Annotated in this window: 17 protein-coding genes; 7 read left to right on the top strand and 10 right to left on the bottom strand. The window is 45.0% G+C overall.

What is annotated here, in order from left to right; all coding sequences use genetic code 11:
* The first annotated feature begins 2 nt into the window (after positions 1-2).
* Complete coding sequence (locus D9A03_RS18010; RefSeq protein ID WP_120498623.1) at positions 3-743, top strand: SIS domain-containing protein; 741 nt, start codon at positions 3-5, stop codon at positions 741-743.
* A 197-nt stretch (positions 744-940) separates the two neighbouring features.
* A complete protein-coding gene (locus tag D9A03_RS18005; protein ID WP_120498622.1) occupies positions 941-1,906 on the top strand; it encodes a Gfo/Idh/MocA family protein in 966 nt (321 codons plus the stop codon).
* Between the two features lie 95 nt (positions 1,907-2,001).
* On the opposite strand, the gene D9A03_RS18000 is transcribed toward D9A03_RS18005, so the two are convergent.
* The 6 genes from D9A03_RS18000 to D9A03_RS17975 form a co-directional block, all read right to left on the bottom strand.
* On the bottom strand, positions 2,002-2,739 hold the full coding sequence (locus tag D9A03_RS18000) for an ABC transporter ATP-binding protein (protein ID WP_120498621.1): 738 nt from the start codon (positions 2,737-2,739) through the stop codon (positions 2,002-2,004).
* Positions 2,740-3,519 (bottom strand): ATP-binding cassette domain-containing protein, encoded by a 780-nt coding sequence (locus D9A03_RS17995; protein ID WP_120498620.1) that lies wholly within the window; start codon positions 3,517-3,519, stop codon positions 2,740-2,742.
* A complete protein-coding gene (locus D9A03_RS17990; protein ID WP_120498619.1) occupies positions 3,513-4,346 on the bottom strand; it encodes an ABC transporter permease in 834 nt (277 codons plus the stop codon). The genes D9A03_RS17995 and D9A03_RS17990 overlap by 7 nt, the downstream gene beginning before the upstream one ends.
* Entirely contained in the window at positions 4,343-5,296 is a 954-nt protein-coding gene (locus D9A03_RS17985) for an ABC transporter permease (protein ID WP_120498618.1), read from the bottom strand. Before D9A03_RS17985 ends, D9A03_RS17990 begins: the two co-directional genes overlap by 4 nt.
* 94 nt (positions 5,297-5,390) lie before the next feature.
* Positions 5,391-6,938: an ABC transporter substrate-binding protein gene (locus D9A03_RS17980; RefSeq protein ID WP_120498617.1), complete on the bottom strand. Its 1,548-nt coding sequence runs from the start codon at positions 6,936-6,938 to the stop codon at positions 5,391-5,393.
* A gap of 35 nt (positions 6,939-6,973) precedes the next feature.
* A complete protein-coding gene (locus D9A03_RS17975; RefSeq protein WP_120498616.1) occupies positions 6,974-7,348 on the bottom strand; it encodes a DUF2946 family protein in 375 nt (124 codons plus the stop codon).
* Positions 7,349-7,670: 322 nt separating this feature from the next.
* On the opposite strand from D9A03_RS17975, the gene D9A03_RS17970 reads away from it, so the two are divergent.
* The 3 genes from D9A03_RS17970 to D9A03_RS17960 all read left to right on the top strand — a co-directional run bounded on the left by D9A03_RS17970 (position 7,671) and on the right by D9A03_RS17960 (position 11,276).
* A complete protein-coding gene (locus tag D9A03_RS17970) occupies positions 7,671-8,036 on the top strand; it encodes a hypothetical protein (RefSeq protein WP_120498615.1) in 366 nt (121 codons plus the stop codon).
* A 182-nt stretch (positions 8,037-8,218) separates the two neighbouring features.
* Complete coding sequence (locus tag D9A03_RS17965) at positions 8,219-9,001, top strand: DUF3142 domain-containing protein (protein WP_120498614.1); 783 nt, start codon at positions 8,219-8,221, stop codon at positions 8,999-9,001.
* On the top strand, positions 8,931-11,276 hold the full coding sequence (locus D9A03_RS17960; protein ID WP_162938239.1) for a hypothetical protein: 2,346 nt from the start codon (positions 8,931-8,933) through the stop codon (positions 11,274-11,276). The genes D9A03_RS17965 and D9A03_RS17960 overlap by 71 nt, the downstream gene beginning before the upstream one ends.
* A gap of 56 nt (positions 11,277-11,332) precedes the next feature.
* Here the strand turns inward: D9A03_RS17960 and D9A03_RS17955 are convergent, their stop codons facing one another.
* From D9A03_RS17955 to D9A03_RS17945, 3 genes are read right to left on the bottom strand one after another with little or no spacing between them, the layout of a single operon-like run.
* Positions 11,333-12,166, bottom strand: coding sequence for an alkaline phosphatase family protein (locus D9A03_RS17955; RefSeq protein WP_120498612.1), 834 nt, complete (start codon positions 12,164-12,166; stop codon positions 11,333-11,335).
* A 29-nt stretch (positions 12,167-12,195) separates the two neighbouring features.
* The gene (locus tag D9A03_RS17950; protein WP_120498611.1) at positions 12,196-12,789 is read right to left on the bottom strand and encodes an HD domain-containing protein; all 594 of its coding nucleotides are present in this window, start codon (positions 12,787-12,789) and stop codon (positions 12,196-12,198) included.
* Positions 12,786-13,952 carry a gamma-butyrobetaine dioxygenase gene (locus D9A03_RS17945; protein WP_120498610.1) on the bottom strand — a complete coding sequence of 389 codons (1,167 nt, stop codon included), beginning with the start codon at positions 13,950-13,952 and terminating at the stop codon, positions 12,786-12,788. The genes D9A03_RS17950 and D9A03_RS17945 overlap by 4 nt, the downstream gene beginning before the upstream one ends.
* Before the next feature lie 120 nt (positions 13,953-14,072).
* Between D9A03_RS17945 and D9A03_RS17940 the strand changes: the two genes are divergently transcribed.
* Together D9A03_RS17940 and D9A03_RS17935 are read left to right on the top strand one after the other, a co-directional pair.
* Positions 14,073-14,942 carry a LysR family transcriptional regulator gene (locus D9A03_RS17940; RefSeq protein ID WP_120498609.1) on the top strand — a complete coding sequence of 290 codons (870 nt, stop codon included), beginning with the start codon at positions 14,073-14,075 and terminating at the stop codon, positions 14,940-14,942.
* An 89-nt stretch (positions 14,943-15,031) separates the two neighbouring features.
* Positions 15,032-16,978 carry a tetratricopeptide repeat protein gene (locus D9A03_RS17935; RefSeq protein ID WP_120498608.1) on the top strand — a complete coding sequence of 649 codons (1,947 nt, stop codon included), beginning with the start codon at positions 15,032-15,034 and terminating at the stop codon, positions 16,976-16,978.
* A gap of 25 nt (positions 16,979-17,003) precedes the next feature.
* Here the strand turns inward: D9A03_RS17935 and D9A03_RS17930 are convergent, their stop codons facing one another.
* Positions 17,004-18,389, bottom strand: a complete 1,386-nt coding sequence (locus D9A03_RS17930; RefSeq protein WP_120498607.1) for a multicopper oxidase family protein — start codon at positions 18,387-18,389, stop codon at positions 17,004-17,006.
* Positions 18,390-18,511 lie beyond the last annotated feature (122 nt).

Raw genomic sequence — 18,511 nt, 5'->3', positions numbered from 1 at the left:
TTATGGCTAAATTACGAGATGAGTATAGAGATAAGTTGGTTGAGTTGTTTGATAAAGTTCTTTTCACTCAAACAGGAGCATTTGAAGCTGCACGTAATGCCATTTCGGGAGCTTTAAAAAAGGGGAAACTTATTTATGTTGGTGGAAGCGGGCATTCTCACATGCTCGCAGAAGAACTATTTTATAGAGCCGGTGGTATTGCTGCAATTCAACCTATTTTTGAGCCTGATTTAATGCTGCACGAAAATGCCCGCCGCTCTAGTCAAATTGAAAGAGAACAAGGGCGTGCTGAGAAAGCATTGTCCCGCTTTAAGGTTAATGCCGAAGATGTCCTTATTGTTGTTTCAAATTCAGGTCGTAATGCCTATCCGATTGAGCTTGCCTTAGCTGGTCAATCCAAGGGTATGTTGATCATTGCTCTCACATCTCAAGACCATACTGATAAAGTGGATTCTAGGCATGCTTCTGGATTTCTTTTACGTGATGTGGCTGATATCGTTCTTGATAATGGCAGCGTATATGGTGATGCAGCACTAAAAATACCTAACCGTAAGGTACGAATGGGGCCTACTTCAACTATACTTGGTTGCTTTTTGCTAAATGCTTTGATGGCAGAGGTTGTGGAACAACTTGCAATACAAGGTGATGATGTCGACGTTTTCAGGAGTTCAAATGTTGAAGACGTTAGTATTTCTGCCGAAGAGATTGCTTCACGATGGAGCCATCGAATTGTTGGGCTTTGAGTCGTAGAGGTAAAGTGTTGGGTGTTTTTGTTTAGTCTCAATTAGTGTCTTTATCGGTTGTTATAAATTTCTAAACGATATTTAATTTTAAAACTGGTCAAACCAATTTTTGTGCCGCATTATCAGTCTTCTTTCAAAAATGAACTCTTGGATTTCCACTTAACTCTTGGGGTTTAGATTAAAATCGGGACAGTGAAATGGCGTTGGGTATTGGTTTCGTTGGTTTGGGTATCATGGGAAACCGTATGCTGACAAATATGGCAGTGCATGGTGGATTTGATCTGGTTGCTGCCTGGGATCCCAATGAAACGGCGAGAACTGCGGCTCAAACAACGTATCCTTCGTTGACTGTTTTTGAGGGTGTTGAAGGCGTTATCAAGCATCCAGATGTCGATGTGGTTTATATTGCCAGTCCGCCGGCGTCCCATCGGGACTATGCCTTGGCCGCTGCGGATGTAGGCAAAGCTGTCTTCTGTGAAAAGCCTTTGGGGATTGATGTGGAACAGTCACGGGAACTGGTCGCGGCTTTTAAACAAAAAAGGATTTTAAACGCGGTCAACTATCCGCTGGCGAATTCACAGGCAGCCGATTTAATGAAAGCTGATATTGATGCTGGTAAGTTGGGTAAGATTAACTCCGTCGATATTCGTCTGCATTTCGCCCCTTGGCCTCGGGATTGGCAACAGGATGCAACCTGGTTGTCTCTGAGAGAAGAAGGTGGCTTTGTGCGGGAAGTGGGGTCGCACTTCATTTACTTGACCGAGCGTCTTTTGGGGGCTGCAGAAATTTTAAGCGCTTGTGCGATATATCCGGAAGATGATGTTTCCTGTGAGACAAGTGTTCAGGCGCAGTTTGCCTGTGATAATACGCCTGTTTCCTTTCATGCCAGCGCGGGCGGTGTTGGTCCCGATGTTGTCGAGTTCACTGTTTGGGGAGAGAAGAAGTCCTATCGCCTGACGATGTGGGATCAGCTCTATTCAACAACGGGCGACGACTGGAAACGTGAACTTTCCGAGATCGAAGATGCGCGGCAACATGGCTATATGCGCGGGCTGGATAACCTTATTGCTTGGAGTGAAGGTAAGGACTGTTCAATTGCGAGCTTTGCCGATGCTCTTTCGGTTCAGGAAAAGGTGGAAGCAATTCTATCAGGCGAATTCTAAGTTAAGTATAGGTGCTTCGCTTAGTTCTTTCTTAGCGTTGTTTCATCGTTTGTTACGATTTATCGACATCTCTTCCTTCTTGTTTTGGGCAAAAATTAAGCGTCAGCCAGTGCAAAGCTGGCAAAGGTTTTTGTTAGATCGTGACGGGGGGTATGAAGGAAGTCAGATGTTGGTCTGTCTTCGATAATGTGGCCCTGATCAATCAATATGAGTTTATCCGCCAGTCGCCAGAGTGTTCGAAGGTCATGAGAAATGATCATCAAGCCGAAATCATAAAGCTGCCGCAGGTTGCCCAATAGCGATATAATGTTTTTTTGTGTGACAAGATCAAGGGCGGAAAAAGGTTCATCCAAAATCAGAAATTCAGGTTGGGCAGCAATAGCCCGCGCCAGTGCGATGCGTTGACATTGACCACCAGATAAGGCGTGAGGCCGCTTTTGCATAAGAGAAGGGGTGAGACCAACCTGATGTAGCAGGTCTTGCGCTTTTTCATGCCGTAGTGTTTTTGTCGTACCTTCTTGTGTTTCCATGGCTTCTTCGACACAGCGAACAGCGGATAAAAACGGACTAAGCGCCATATGGGGATCTTGCCACATATATTGGATCTTGTGTCCAGTTTGCCCGAACTTGGGCTGGAATATCATGCCATCTATTTTCAGGCAGGATTGGTCAACTCTATGGATGCCAACCATTGCTTTAGCCAAGGTGGATTTTCCGCAACCGGATCGGCCCAGTAATCCGGTAACTTGTCCACGTTCCAGTGTGAACGAGATATCGTGCAAAATTTTATCACCGCCAAGTGACAGGGACAGATTATTGACTTGGAAACTCATTCAGGCGACCTTCATGGCATCAATAATTTCCCGGGTGGTTTCAGCGCGATCGCGATAGGTGAGCTCATCCCTTGTACAACGATCAACGATCTTGCCGTCTTGCATGACGAGAAGATCAGGACAGACCCGTTTGACTATTCGGATATCGTGACTGATGAACAGACAGGCGGCTTGGGTTTCTTCCAGCATAATTTCCATTGTATCGATAACGTCCCGTTCCGTTAAAACATCCAGTCCTGTTGTTGGTTCGTCGGCGATTAGAAACCTAGGTTTTAATAGGAGAGCCATCGCCATTAACACACGTTGTTTCATACCCCCGCTGAGATGATGTGGGTACTGTGTCAGGCATCGTAATGGTAATTGCATACGATCAAAGGCATATTCAATAGCATTTGTAACTGTCGTTGGACTTTGCTCAATAACCGTTGATAATTCCATCATCTGTTGCTGAATCGTCAGAGCAGGATGAAGTGCGCTTCCCGGGCTTTGAAAGATACAGAAAATTCCCTGACCACGGATGCGACGTTTTTCCATGTCGGGTAGAGTAAAGATATCTTGTCCCTGTAAGACTGCTTGCCCTTGCTTTCTGATAAGGGGTGGGCGCAGGATGTCCATAATGGCGTGGCTTGTAACTGATTTTCCGCAACCGGAACGACCAATAAGACCGAGACGTTGTCCTTGTGTCAGAGAGAAGCTGACATCATCAATAATCGGTTTGTGATCGTTACCTTGCTGACAGATTGTTAAGTGATCCAGCTTGAAAAGAGGGCTGTCTACCATCTGAAAGGGCTCCTGTTATCAAGCTTGTGACGAATTCCCTCTCCAAGCAGGTTAAATCCCATTACGGCAAGGCTTATCAAGAGACCCGGAGCAAGTAACAAACCGGGACGCTCGGTGAAGAAGGGGCGTGCTTCGTTTAACATTGCCCCCCATTCGGCTTCGGGTGGCTGTGCCCCAATTCCCAAAAAACTGAGAGATGAAAGTACGAGCAGGATCGATGCCATTTCCAAACTCATCACGACAAATAAAGGAGGTAATATCTGAGGGAGGATATGACGTATAACCAGCTTAACCGGACCGATGCCGCATTGGCGCGATGCCAATACAAAATCTTTGGAGAGTGCATCTGTTGTTAGCGTGTGAACCAGACGGGCAAGGCTGGGCCACCAGGCCAGCGCGACGCCGATGATGGCTGAGTTAAGCGATGCCCCCAAAAATCCGATAATGACCAATGAAAAAATGATCATGGGAAAGGCGAGGAAAATATCCGTTATTCGCATGAGCAGGTGGTTCACCCAGCCGCCGAGCATCGCGGATATAAGCCCGATCGGTAAGGCGATAAAAAGAATGGTTACGGCGGTCATTACTGCAGATCCAAGGGAAAGCAGTGTCCCGGACATCAAACGCGAGAGCACGTCGCGACCGAGATGATCTGTGCCTAAGGGGTAGGTCCAGCTCATCCCCTCGAGCCGACGGACAAGATCCATTTTATTGGGATCATGCGGGGCCAGATTTTCCCCGAAGAAGGCGATCAGCAGTAAACATCCAATCAGGATAATACCTGTATTCAAGCCAAGCGGTGTTGCACGTAATGACAAGAGCTTCATTTCGTAGCCATCTGAGAATTGTTCTGTTCTCTAAAATGCGGGGTCAGCCAATAGTTCAGGAGATCTGCAATGAAATTACTGACAAAGAAAATCAATCCCATGAAAAGCAAATAAGCCTGTAGAATAGCAAAGTCGCGTTCGAAGACGGCTTGTAGAGCCATTTGCCCAAGCCCGGGCAAGTTGAAGATATTTTCAACAATAACGGAACCACCCAGTAATGCACCAAAGGTCACCGCCCAATTGGTCACCAAAGGTGGCAGGATAGATTTCATAATGTGACGACGCAGGATAAGGGTAGGGGGAAGACCCTTGGCTATTGCCAGACGGATATAATCTTCACTCATGACTGCTAAAATTCGATCTCTTATCAAGCGTCCCATTGTTGCAGCACTGCCGAGGGAAAGTGTTAAAACAGGCAAGACGAGGTCATACCATGCTCCTGATCCCAATAGCGAAATCCATTCAAGACTTAGGGCAAAAATAAATAACAAGAGGAGAGCAAGCCAAAAGGAAGGAATGGAAACCATAAATATGGAAAAGAACTGGACAAAACTTTCCAGAACCTTTGACCGGGTTAGCGCGGCAGTTATGCCGAACAAGACCGAGAGTAAAATCGACAGCGCGAGAGATAAAGATGCCAGTGTTAGGGTTAGGGGAAGGTGTGTTTTAAATTCTTCCAGTACGGAGCGGCCAGAAGCAATAGACTGTCCCATATCCAGGTGTAGGAGTCGTATTAACCAGTCGAGATAACGTTTGAAGATTGGTTGATCCAAGCCATATTCCTGACGCAGGGCAACCACTTGATCCGGTGTGAAAATAACGCCAAGACGGCGCAATTCCATCTCGACAGGATCACCGGGGGTCAAGGCAACCATGAAAAAACCCAGCATGGACATACCAAGTAGAGTTGGAATTGCCGTTGCCATTCGTTTTAGAATAAAGCTTCTCAAGTGGAATACTTCCCTCGCTCAAGGCTTATTTATGCGTGATCTCAAGTCGCGATCCGCAGGCCGATACATCAGCTTGCGGAACTCACAAGTCGAACTATTTGACTGTTACACGACCATAATCAATCCAGTCAGCGTGCTCAAACATAGGGATTTCCATGCCGGGACGTGACAGGTTGAAGTTAGGCACCATAAGGATTGGAATAGCGGCCAGCTCATCTTGCACAATAGATCTGTGTGCTTTGCGAACATAATCGATGATTTCTTCACGACTTTGCGCCGCCCGGGCTTTTTCCAGCAAGGCGTCTACTGTTTTTCCCGGGGCTGTGTACTGATACCCCCAAGGTGTTTTTGAATGGAACAGGTTATAAAGCAGATAGGTTGGGTCTGTGTTGTTGTTGGATGCAAACTCCATATAGAGATCAGCTTCACCAGTCGCGAGATAGGTATCGTCATACACGCCGGAATCATCCACCTGTACCAGATCAATATCGATGCCGATGGAACGGAACATCTGTTCCAGCAATTCTGGCATCGGACGAACGGAAGAAACGTTTGGATAGGCCGCAACCAGTCTGAGTTTCAGCGGGCGCCCATCTTTTGCGCGCATGCCATTTTCCCCTCTGACCCAGCCAGCTTCATCCAGAAGAGCACCAGCTTTGTCAGGATCGTATGCAAAGCCATCTACGTGATCATCACCCAGATCAAACATCCAGTTTGGCAATATGCCCTTGGCAACTTCACCGCGACCATCGAACAGGATCTCTGCCAATTGCGGACGGTTAATAGCATGGGCGATAGCCTCTCTGACCCGTTTGTCTTGCATGGTGTCAAAAGGGGTTTTGCCGTGCATATTTGCCAGTAGGGCAACGTAGCGGATAGGACGAGATTGATGAACAACAATCGAGCCATCTTTAGGTAGTGCCAACATCATTTGCGGGGTGACTTCGGCAATGACATCAACTTCGTTGTTTTTTAAAGCGAGAAGGCGGACCTGATCATCAGCGATAAAGCGATAGGAGATTTTCTCAATTGCTGGTTTTTCGCCCCAGTAACTGTCGTTTCGTTTTAGCGTGATGGATTGTTTTGGTTGGTAATCTTCCAACAGGTATGGACCTGTCCCAATAGGGTTTTTGCTGCGATCACCCATGGTCGAGAACAAAGAAGCGCTGCGATGTGTCATGTTTTCGATAACGAGCGCAGAACCGATTTCGGATTTGAATGTAAAGCTATAGGGACCTGTTTGTTCAAAGCTTGCTTGGTCAATCTGAAGGAAGTCGGATTTCCCCTGATCATAGAGCTTCAACGCCGCGATTGCGGCTTCGGCATTAAAGTCTGAACCATCGTGGAATTTGATGCCTTCACGGACATTAATTGAATAAACTCCGTTTTTATAATCCCAGTCTTTAAACAGGACACCTTGTGGTTTGAAGTTTGCGTCCGGCTTGACCGCAGTCTCAACAATTTGTGCAGAGGGACGGCGGGTTGTGAAAGAGAATTTTTTTGCATCAACGCTGTAACGGTCTTTTTTGACGGCAATACGAAGATGTGTTGATTCTTCTGCAATTGCTGAAGGTGAGAGTGGCAATAAGCAACAGGCAATTGCGATACTCCCTGCACGTAACGTGCGGGTAAATGCTGACATGATCTTGTCCTTGGATTTTGAGAAATAGTTCGGTGTTAACTCAAAATAGAAGGCGGATCCCGGGGGCGGTAAGATGTCAGAAGAGGAGAGAAAAGATGACAAATATCATCTTGGGGCAACAGGTGTAATTGACGTTCCTGTGACGGAACGGGCAAATTCGTCGAATGGTACGCTGTTGCTTTTATAGCGTTTGATGCAAAACCACAGACAGAATTTTGTTGTTGTTTGGGGTCGGGTTTTATTGGTTGACCGTTCTCATCAACCACAATGGTTTTCATGCCTTGCGCAGTACAGATGACAATTTCAATACCATCTGAACCGTTAGCTGCCATGAGACCAGGCGGTACAAGAAGCTGTAGCAGCGCGAAGTATAGCGCAAACAACCCTCTTTTTGCCGAAATCAATCTCACAACTTTAAACCTTTGGTCCTGTAATTTTTGCTAAGCTATGTCAGCATCCTTGAGAATGCAATGTGCTATATTGTCCAAATGTATTTCTTCGACATTAATGATCCACATAATATAGTTTATCTCCCAGCTTGATATCGGCAATGATATAGGTCAGGTCAAAGTTGGGTTGATTGCCGGTAATCTTATTGCCTGCTTCAGAACGAATGGTTATTGAGTGTTGAACTCGGGCTTTACTGGAATAGATAAACTTGGGGGGATGCAGCAGGACTACTGACTTTTGAGTTCTGAGATGACGGATTGGCAACTTATTGGGATTAGATGAATGTCTGATTATACTTTTTACGTAGGTCATTTAAGATTTATTGCCAATCGGACCGGACGGATGAATGAAGAGGTCTCCAGAATGATGGATATTCTGGGTGACATTGCCAATCAAATTGAGACAAAATCCGCTTTTAAGCTAAAGGCAGAGGATCTGCGTTTGGGATCTCGTGCTTTGGCCGGTGTTGCAGGATTTCTTCAGAAACAAATTTTGCCAGAAGTTGTAGCGGCCCAGAATGAAGCTGGTGAAAAGCATGTAAGATGGGTCATTGATACGTCGATGGCTTTTACATCCAAAATTCTGATGCATGCTGAAATCACCAGTGACAAAGACGATCTTGAATTGTACCTTCCCAAAGCTCCTTGATAAATTTGGGGTGTCAATTCACTCAATTAGAGATCTTTTAAGGGCATTGTTCTGTTGATGATTTTGCCTTGTGTTTTCTTTGTGAAGTAATAGTCCTTACTCTTTCACAAGCTTGTCTAACGTATAGTTTTTTGTGTTAATCTGCTTGTGTTCAGTTAAGTGAATGATAGGCGAATAGACTTATGAGGCGGATAGGTTCAGGCAAAACATCGAAAATGCTGTTTGGTATATTCGTTTTTTTGTTTTGCTCGCCCGTTTGTGCGCAAGACCTGATTGTTGATCATTGGGTGTGGGCGGGGCAATCGCTGAATGACAGAGATCAGAACCAGCAAAAATTTATAGATAGCTGTGAAATGCTTGAGCTAGCCTGTCAAAAGGGTGAGATCAGAGTCCTCGTGCGCTCCTGGGGGCATGAGAATGGTCAAAAATCAACGCCGCATCACAGTCCGAAATCTTTTCCAGATACAGAAAAAATTATACTGACATATCGCATGGAAAAACAGGTTAGTAACAGAGAAATTGTTGCTTTCATTAATCGTGACATTAATATTTGGAAACGGGCCGGCCGGAACATTGTTGGTGTTGAAATTGATTATGATAGCCCGAGTTCAAAGCTTGATGACTATCGTGATTGGTTACAGGCTGTAACGAAGCAGATGCCCGAGGATGTTTCTATCAGTATAACAGGTTTACCGACCTGGTATGAAGACAACCGACAAGCTGCAAAGAAGCTGGCTGTGGTTGTAGCAGAGGTTTCGTTGATGTTTTATCGGCAAAAACAAACGCCGATAACAGACCACCTTCTTGATGCCATAAAGGGGGTGAATAACATCAGATACGGGTTTCTCTGTAATGATGATAGATGGCATAGTCTTTTAAAGGAGCAAAAGAAATATGGGACGTTTCGCATGGCAATATTCATTACTGCTGAGTGTCATGTTAATCGCGAGCTTGCTCCCTCGTGATCTCGCAGCAGGGGGCGGTCCCCCTTGCCAGCAACCCATCGCTTCGCGCTATTGTTCGTCAACCCAACTTGATATGCTTGTTCCACAAGAAAGTCGCGCAAAGGCATTTTTGGAACAATTGATTCGTGGTTATCGGTTGGAATTACTTGAGAGTGTTGACAGGTCAGATAAAGATTCTGAAATTTTAACAGATGTTGGAGCTTTCCATGAAGCCTATCGTATTGAAGAACTTGCATCGCAAGAATTAGGCGCCTTTGTCCGTGAAGAGAATGAAGATATTTTTGCCAATGGGGACTATCTGTCTCAAGGATATTGTTACAGCGGAGGTAGTTTCTCAAACCTTCACAGCTATTATACTGGCTTGAAAAGTAGCAACTTGGAACAGGACGAAATCAGGCATCTGGCCGTGATGCGCCTTGCTCTTGTACAAGATTGCCTTTTCAACCTTGATGACTATTTGAAAAGCTCTCAGATATTTCAGGAACATATAGGTAAAGAACAGGGTTTATATAAAAACTGGTCCCAATATATCGAAGCGGCAGCCTTTTATCACGACGGCTTCTTTCCCGAGGCTGCAGAACTTTTTGCAATGATAGCGCTTGAGGAAAAAAACGAAGGTCGTGAAGCCGGATGGTTAATCGAAACCGCTCGTTATATGGAAGTTCTGGCCCTGTTTCACAATGGCAGAGAGGGGCAGGAAAAGGTTTTCCTGCCAGCAATTTTCAATAGTTTTACAGAAGCATTTCTGACCGATTTTCCTCAATCAGAATACCGACGCCATGTAGAGGATATGGAGATCGGCATTTGGCTGCATTATGGAGATCGTGATCGTTATTACACTGAACTTCTGGATGAAATTTCTAATAGCCAGTTGCTGACCAGTGATGAAGGTCAAATAGATCAGCTTGATCATCTCGCGATCAATGCTTTGCGCGCCAATATTGATGAAATTGCGACCCGCCCACTTACTCATCGTGATGGGATTACGCTTTTAGCTTCACTTCTTTCTATGTCAGGTCTTTCCAAATCAGGAGATTGGACCAAGCCAGAAGAACTGGAGGGACTGTGTTCGCAAATAAAGACAGTTGTTTCTGGGGAGTATGAAGAAATTGAAAGCTATAGTACAATGGTTTGCGATTATCTGCTTGAAGGGAAAAGGCCTTCAAGTGATCCATATATAAACACGCCACTCTACGGTCATGCTCAAGCTTTTGAGATGATGGTTAACCTAGGAGAAGGCAAGTTTGATAATGTTCGAACGCAAATCACGGATATAGCAGCAAGAAAAGCAACTTCGCTTGATAATCTATTCGCTTTGCGAACCAAACAACTAGAAGCTCGATTAAAGAACAAGACACCGCTGGCTTTTATTTTGGAAGATAGTATTCAGCAGGTTAACGTTGGCGAAGATGGGATGTTTTCGGAACTTAGAGTACTGGATACTGTGCTGTATGAACAGGTGTCTCGTTATTTCTTAAGCGCTAATGATTTCATCTCGGCTTTGTCTGGTACAGCAGATCCCTTGTTACAATTTGCTTTGATCCGCCCACATCTGGATGAAGCAATGATTCAGGAAGATTGGCAGGGTGCGATAATGCTCTCGAGAAAGCTGGATTGGAAAGCCGTTCTTCAAGTCAGTGCGCTGGAGAAATCAAACAAATTAAGGGAAGAAATAAAGCTCTATGCTGATCTTGGGCAAGACTTGGAAGCACTTGCTTTAAAGCAGGCAGAAAGTCGGGATCGGGCTAAAGCCTTGTCGAATGTTGCCTATTTTCTATACGAAAATCATATTGCGCCGCGCTGTAGTTATGCACGTACCAAGTTGATCAACAGTTACCTTGAGGACTGTCAGCCTGTTTATGTACATTTAGCTGCCGAAGGTGTTTGGACGGAAAATAAAACGGCTGATCAGCCAAGAGCACCGATTGAGATGTTTGCAGAAGCATTGGATCTCTATCGCCAGGAAAAAGGGACGACTGCTGAACAAGCCAGATTACTTCGAATCATGATATTTTGTGCCAAAGGTGCAAATAACGTCAGTTACTGTTTGCGTTGGAAAGATATTCCGAAAAAGAAATTTCAGGGCTGGTTTGAAACGCTGGCTTTGAAGTATCCAAAATCAGAACGGGTTAAATACTGGTATTACGATTTGCCGTTTTATACAGGTGTTTATATCAACAGGGCCGGGGAAGAACTGGATCAGGAATACTGGTACGAAAAAGATGCCTATCTTGGATATCTGGATGGCGGCCCTTATGGCTTGAGTATCCATTGATCAAGACTATTAATTCAGATCATTAATCCTGAACAAGCATCTTCTTGTAACGTTTGTTATTCCTGCAGTAGAGGTTTTTGTCTCATGCTATCGGGAATATCAACACCAATCCGTGAGAGGACAGTTGGGGCTATCGCGAGTTGGTCCAATATCTGATCTTTTGCAGGAACTTGCGCTGCACCAAAATAGTAAAAGGGAACATGGCGCATGATTTCCTCAGTTCCACCGTGATGGCCATCAGCATTCATACCATGGTCGGCGGTAACGAAAACGTCGTATCCGGCTTCTAGCCAGATTGGTACCGTTCGTGCCAGTGCATTATCTATATGCCAGGTTTGAATACGGTATTGTGCAGAGTCCGCAGTGTATTTATGACCAAGACTGTCAACAGATGAACTGTGCAATAGAACATAATCCGGCGTATGGCGACGAATGAGGCTTGTCGCCTGCGCGCAGAGGTCAATTTCGGCAGGGGCGCAGATGTTTGCTGCTGAATAGCCTTCCATCGAATAGAAACGCCCGTACTGGATGACTTTTGTTTCATCTTCTACTTCGACATGTTCAACAGGATTGTAAGGTCCATTATAGAGTGTGTGAAAGTAGGAATGTGCGACAGCTGCCGTGCTATGTCCGGCCTGATGTAGCTGATCAAAGACATTTGGAACGTTTGAGCGTCGTAGAGCTTCGTTGCCACTGACATCATGATCAAGTGGCGACAGGCCGGTGTGAATAGTTTCATACATTGCCGCTGAAATAGTTGGTAAAGCTGTACGCATTTTCCAACGATGGGCTCGGCCCAGTTCAACCATTCCTTCCAGATAACCACATTGAGAGAGCGCGGTGTCATAACCAACACCATCCATGATGACGAGAATTACTTTATTGGACATATCATTTTAACCTGTTTGATGTCTCGTCACTATGCAGCAACACAAAAGTTGTCAACAACGCGTTGCAGGATCGGTGCATAATATTCGTAGGGGGGCGTCGTTACTGCAGGATCTTTGCCTTCGTCATCCCAATAACGGACCTGAATAATTTCCTTCAAATGCGGATTTTTTTCCAGCTCTTTCATCTCGGCTTCACTCATTGGCCCACCTTGAAGATTAAGAGTATGGATCGAGGCATCTGACAGGCGTGAAAAGTAAGCTTCGTCTTTTGCGCAGAGATATCTTTTCGCGGCGACATGTTGACGAACACATTCTGTGATCACTGGGGGAAAGAACTTTTCCAATACAGCAGCACCAGCTTCATCGTGATGATTATTAATACCTTTTTCCAGAGCATCGTCTGGGAATTCGTTGGTATAATGTCCGATGTCATGCAATAGCGCGGCGGCAATCAAAGCGTCGTCTGCTCCGGCTTTTTCTGCGAGTTGTGCGCCCTGAAGCATATGTTCGGACATTGTCACATCTTCGCCCAGATAGGAGTCCGCACCACGGCGATGGAAAATATCACCGATGAAATTGACAATGTTTTCTTTGGTCAGTGTTTGGAATTTATCTGTACTCATTGGGCTGCCTCCTGCGTGGTTACCTTGGCTTTAATTGACGCGAGTGTTGATAACAGACCATCTTTGTCTGCATAACATCCCTGAAGCCAGCGGGTCCCAGCACCTGAGAAGCCTTTTCTTGCGTGCATAACACGGGTGTTGTCTACGATGAAGAGGTCGCCGGGTTTCATCATAAAGCTGACTTCCATTTCAGGACGTTCAATGATCTCTGCGTATTTACGATAGGCCGTATAAAAAACATCCATCTGGTCAAAGGGAATGTCAGTAAAGGGGGCAGACGAACGATTGTTGAAGCGGATCGACAGCATTTCCCCGTCAGGGCCGAGTTCAATGGTTGGGCGTTTGGATTGTAGCTTTACATCACCGCTTCCAGCGTATTCAAAGCGTACCGGGAAACTGGCGAGAAGCTCAAAGCTTTCTGGCGATTCCTGTCGCAAGATTTCAGCGGCTTTAAAGCCATCAACAACAATTGAATCTCCGCCATCAGCGGAATTTTCCATACAAGCGAGGAGTTGAAGTGTTGGAACCGGATCGCGGTAGGGATTATCGGTATGAGCCTGTAATCCTAATCCTGTGTAGGCGAGGTTTACAGGATTGACTTCTGATCGGACTTCAAAGAAACGGCCATAGTTTGTTTCTCTTACAAAACCAAAAAACTCTGCCACATCACAAAGAGTACCACTCTCGAGAGGCAGGTCTGTCATAACGGCAAATCCGTAGGCTTCTACAGCTTCGAGCCAGTTGCCAAACTCAGTTCCCTTTTCTTGGGCCGTAGCGTAATCAACAGTTGGAATTCTGGCCGTATTAGAGAGGCTGGAATCCCATGTTTTTATACGGGTGTTGACCCAGCCTTTATCTGTGGAATGAGTTTTATCATAGGCGTGTTCCATTAACCAATCGCCAGAGAAAACAACGGTTTTGTTTTCGGGATGAAAAGTTATTTCAAGTACACCTTCGGCATCTATCACTGCACTTGAAATAGAGGTATCGGCAGGCAGATCCAGAATGGTGATGAGTCTTTGTCCATTTCCTTCTGATCGTGTTGCGGCATCCAGAGCATTATCCCTGAGCCAAAGCGCATGAAAACGGGCAGACGAAGCGTCTTGCCAGGTTACTTGCAATGCCTTGCCGTCATTTAAAATGGTTGCGGCGTCCAATTTCATTTCATCTCTCCAAGACAGAATTTTTATAATTGACTGGATTAGTCCAGTTATAAGGAATAAAAACAATCAATATAATGTAACCCTATGACCTAATTATTTTTATGGCTATGGAGTAAGTTATTGGCATCATTACCTCCTTTGGACTGGTTGCGAACATTTGAAACTTCGGCCCGTCATGAAAACTTCACAGAAGCTGGTCTGGAACTCGGTCTGACACAAGCAGCGGTTAGCCAACAGATAAGAAAGCTGGAAGCTCATCTTGGCGTTACCTTGTTTCATCGCTTGGCACGAGGCGTTGAACTGACCGCAGAGGGGGATGCGTATCTTCCATCTGTTCGATCCTCACTCCACGCTCTGGCGAGATCAACTGAAGATCTGTTTGGCAAGAAGGGGGCAAAAATCATAACGATAGCTTGCCCTGCATCCATTGCGTCTTTGTGGCTGGTGCCTCGCTTGTCATGGATCAGAGAAGCACGGCCCAATGTCACTCTTTCAATTGCGTCTATTCATCGCCCAGCAGACTATGAAGCAATTAATGCAGATATTGAGATCAGGTTTGGTGCTGGAAATTGGGAAGGGAAGATTGCGACACACCTTTTCTCCGAGGTTTTATCACCGATATGTGCACCACAACTGTTAAAAGATGTTGATGAGAATATGTGGCAAAATTTGCCATGTATTCGGTTGGCTGGGCGACGGAGTGGTTGGTCAGAATGGGCGATTGAAGCAAAGGTCTCTCCCCCCCGAAAAACAGCAATTCGTTTTGATAGTTTTATCACTGCACTGGATGCAGCAAAAGCAGGTGTCGGTGTGCTGCTGGCCTCACTCCCGTTAAGTGAGGGAGCTTTGGCCCGCGGCGATGTGATTCGTCTGTCCCCCATAGAGCTTGCGATGCCCAGTGGAAACTGGCTTGTCAGAAAAGAAGCAGGGCAGATGAGGGCGGATATTGAAGAAGTTTGTCGATTGATTTCACATGCACAGGCTTTCTAATATGGCCTGAAGCTCAATTGATTGATTTTAAATAAATATATCAATAAAGTTGTTCCCTATTGTAATTTTTTGTCTCGCGAGTTCTTGCTATGAGTGTGATTAAGAAGGCCATAGTTGTATCATTTTTAAGCTTTTTTGTAACCTGTTATGCTTTGGCAAATGAATCGCTTACTCAGGGAATACAAGCTTATAGAAATGAAAACTATCAAAAGGCATTTTCTTTCATAGAGCCTCTTGCTCAAGAAGGGAACGCAGAGGCTTTGTATTATCTGGCAAAGTTTTATGATAATGGATTTGTCGTTGAACAGAACGATAAAAAAGCCTTCAACCTCTATTTTCAGTCTTTTGAAGCAGGGAATGATGATGCCAGTAATGTTCTCGGACTTTTTTATGAAGAGGGACGTGGTGTAGAGCAAGATTACACAAAAGCCAGGGAATTATACCTAAAATCGATAAAGCAAAACAATCAGTATGCGTATTATAATTTGGCCTATCTCTATGAAGAAGGTTTGGGCATAGAGCAGAATTATGATCAGGCTCTTGTGTATTACGAACAGGCAGCTGCTCTTGGTCATGCTTATTCCCTGTATCACATCGGCTATATATATGATTCTGGACTTGGCCGTGAACCTGATTTTGAACTGGCTCATGAGTGGTATTTAAAAGCAGCAAAAAAGGGAATAGGCGATGCTCAGAATGATCTTGCGTTGCAATATTTAAATGGGGAAGGGGTTGTTAAAGATTTAGATTTAGCGATTGAATGGTTCGAAAAGGCTATAAAGCAAAAAAACTACTATGCGATGACCAATCTTGGCGATGTTTATCGTTATAGTCTTAACAAAGAACCTGACTACCAGAAAGCTTTTGAGCTTTATAGTATGGCCGTTGAGACGGCAACATATCCCGGGGCTCAATTAGAAATCGGGAAAATGTATGAGAGAGGTTTGGGGCGAGACAAAGACCTGAATCAAGCCAGAGTATGGATAGAAAAAGCTGCTGAACAGGATTATCTGGATGCGCAGAGTTACCTCGCACATATGTATATGGACGGTGATTTTGGTGAAATTGATTATGAGCAATCCCTCAAATGGTTTCTTCGTGCTAGTGAACAGGGGGATGCTAATGCCCAAAACTGGGTTGGTGTTTTTTATGAAAGCGGCGATGGTGTTAAACAAGATTATGATAAAGCGCTTCATTGGTATTTAAAGGCTATTGAACAAGATAATGCTTATGCTTTCAGTAATCTCGGAGAGATGTATGAGTTTGGTGTTGGCGTTGAGAAAGATTACGATAAAGCGTTCGAATACTATAAGCGTTCGGCTGAGCTAGGATATGCTGGCGGTCAGTATGAATTGGCTAACATGTATGATTATGCTTTGGGTAGAGCGAGAGACGCAGACGCCGCGTTTGAATGGTATCTTAAGGCCGCAAAACAAAACGATGCTTTGGCTCAAAACAGTATTGGCGTCTTTTATGAAGAAGGAGATGGTGTTTCTAGAAGTCTTAAGAAGGCCGTTTATTGGTATGAAAAAGCTGCAAATCAAGAGAATGCTTATGGGCTCTATAATCTTGCTCGGTTCTATTTTCGCGGCATAGGTATTTCCAAAAACTATGAGAAAGCTTTTGAGTTTTTTCAACAATCTGCGCTACAGGAACACTCGTATAGTCAATATTATCTAGGCCTTTCTTTTGAAGAAGGAAAAGGAACTAAAGTCGATATGGCGCAGGCAGTTCACTTTTATAAGCTTGCCGCAAAACAAGATAATCCACTTGGGGCAAATAGGTTGGCACAGCTTTATGCCGAAGGACGAGGTGTCGAGCTGGATTATTACCAAGCTTTTCGTTGGTTTAAGCTTGCTGCGGATGGGGGAAATGCAGAAGCTCAATATGAAACGGGCGTGCTGTATATGACTGGTAATGGAACAGAAGTTGACTATCAAAAATCTGAAAAATATTTTCAGATGGCAGTAGATCAAGGGTACGAGGCAGCATCTGGAAAGCTTTGGCTTATTAAAATTCTTTCTATCTTTGAATAGCTAGGACAATCGTTATGCTATTTTACTAAGTTATTCGGATAAAGCTGCTCATACCGGTCTTTTGATGTTCGATAATGTGGCAGTGAAGAAGCCAGTCACCCAGATTATCGGCAACAAAGGCGACCTCCATACGTTCATCGGGCAAGACAAGAGCGGTATCAGTGACAAAGGGGGCAATCTGTCGCTTATTGGAATTGAGCAGGGTGAAGGAAAGCCCGTGCAGGTGAATCGGGTGTGTATGGGGTGTTCTGTTCCTGAAGCTAAAAATATAGCTTTTCCCCAATTTTAGTTCTGCGAGTGGTTCCATTGGATCTGGCGAAACGCCCAGCCATGCTTTTCGATTGATAGCCCAGAAAGAAAAACCGATTGTGCCGCAAAATCCGTTTTTCGGGGCTGATTCTGCTGTTGCTGTAAACTCGAAAGGAATGTGCTCAGCATTTTTGAGATCGGGAATTGGCACAGGATTATGAGGGAGAGGTTTGAGGTCGCGTATATCACGTTTCAAGGGTGAGCCCTGTGATCGCAAGGTGGCAACCGTCCAGGCTTTTGATGAAGAGGCGTTGATAAGTTTGACTTCTTTACCTTCGTCATCGGGCATTCTAATCGCGATATCAATGCGTTGTCCTGGACCAACCGCTTGGTGATCAAGGGGGAAGTGTTGTGGTACTGGATAACCATCCAAAGCAATGACTGTTGCGTCTGCTCCTTCTGTTTTTAGTTTGAAAATCCGGGTAACGTCACTGACCACTGCTCGCAGACGAACGATACCACCGCTGGGAACGTTATAAACCGGGTTTTCTTCCCAGTTAGTGGTTTTTACCGTCCCGAAAGTACCTGCGCGTGCGCTTTTTCTGGCTTTGTACAGGTTAATAAATTGACCATCTGATCCCAAACGCCAGTCTCGCAAGTTTAAAGTAACATCGGCGTCGAAATCAGGAGTTTCTTTTTCATCAACAACCAATACCCCTGTGAGTCCATAACTCATTTGTTCCAAGGTATTGCAATGGGGGTGATACCAATAGGTTCCAGCATCAGGTGGCGTGAAGATGTAATCAAACGTTTCGTTTTTATAGATATAGGGCTGGGTGACAAATGGCACGCCATCCATCGCATTGGGTAAGCGCAAGCCATGCCAGTGAATTGTTGTCGGCTCCGGTAGCTTGTTCTCCAGACGTACATGGAAAGGTTCGCCCTGTTTCGCACGAAGGATAGGTGCTGGACCGGATGCATTGTACGAAAACACATTCTTGGTTGGATTATGTCCTATAATATTCTGTTCGATTATTCTTGGCTTGAGAACCAGATCAGGTGTTGCATTTGCCTGTGATGCGAGCAATCCAAGTGACCCACCGCCAATAACTGTGGAACCTGTGGCCAAACCGGCTTTTAAAAAATGTCTTCTGTTCAGCATCGTGTTCTAAAATCTTTGGAAAGAATGGTTTGTGAATAGGAATTATTATCAATTAAGGAGTAATCCCATACGGATGGGAAGTCAAAGAGCCGGAATGTCGCATCCAGAACTGTGGTGTTTGC

It is taken from the genome of Kiloniella sp. EL199, assembly GCF_900313065.1.
Lineage (GTDB): Bacteria > Pseudomonadota > Alphaproteobacteria > Kiloniellales > Kiloniellaceae > Kiloniella.
This window is presented reverse-complemented; position numbering and strand designations above follow the sequence as displayed.

What these genes read in the sequence shown, in the direction of transcription:
- D9A03_RS17960 (WP_162938239.1), top strand. Translation starts at nt 8,931, where the DNA reads ATGGGACGTTTCGCATGGCAATATTCATTACTGCTGAGTGTCATGTTA.
- D9A03_RS18010 (WP_120498623.1), top strand. Translation starts at nt 3, where the DNA reads ATGGCTAAATTACGAGATGAGTATAGAGATAAGTTGGTTGAGTTGTTT.
- D9A03_RS17965 (WP_120498614.1), top strand. Translation starts at nt 8,219, where the DNA reads ATGAGGCGGATAGGTTCAGGCAAAACATCGAAAATGCTGTTTGGTATA.
- D9A03_RS18005 (WP_120498622.1), top strand. Translation starts at nt 941, where the DNA reads ATGGCGTTGGGTATTGGTTTCGTTGGTTTGGGTATCATGGGAAACCGT.
- D9A03_RS18000 (WP_120498621.1), bottom strand. Translation starts at nt 2,739, where the DNA reads ATGAGTTTCCAAGTCAATAATCTGTCCCTGTCACTTGGCGGTGATAAA.
- D9A03_RS17930 (WP_120498607.1), bottom strand. Translation starts at nt 18,389, where the DNA reads ATGCTGAACAGAAGACATTTTTTAAAAGCCGGTTTGGCCACAGGTTCC.
- D9A03_RS17995 (WP_120498620.1), bottom strand. Translation starts at nt 3,519, where the DNA reads ATGGTAGACAGCCCTCTTTTCAAGCTGGATCACTTAACAATCTGTCAG.
- D9A03_RS17950 (WP_120498611.1), bottom strand. Translation starts at nt 12,789, where the DNA reads ATGAGTACAGATAAATTCCAAACACTGACCAAAGAAAACATTGTCAAT.
- D9A03_RS17945 (WP_120498610.1), bottom strand. Translation starts at nt 13,952, where the DNA reads ATGAAATTGGACGCCGCAACCATTTTAAATGACGGCAAGGCATTGCAA.
- D9A03_RS17990 (WP_120498619.1), bottom strand. Translation starts at nt 4,346, where the DNA reads ATGAAGCTCTTGTCATTACGTGCAACACCGCTTGGCTTGAATACAGGT.
- D9A03_RS17970 (WP_120498615.1), top strand. Translation starts at nt 7,671, where the DNA reads ATGTCTGATTATACTTTTTACGTAGGTCATTTAAGATTTATTGCCAAT.
- D9A03_RS17935 (WP_120498608.1), top strand. Translation starts at nt 15,032, where the DNA reads ATGAGTGTGATTAAGAAGGCCATAGTTGTATCATTTTTAAGCTTTTTT.
- D9A03_RS17955 (WP_120498612.1), bottom strand. Translation starts at nt 12,166, where the DNA reads ATGTCCAATAAAGTAATTCTCGTCATCATGGATGGTGTTGGTTATGAC.
- D9A03_RS17980 (WP_120498617.1), bottom strand. Translation starts at nt 6,938, where the DNA reads ATGTCAGCATTTACCCGCACGTTACGTGCAGGGAGTATCGCAATTGCC.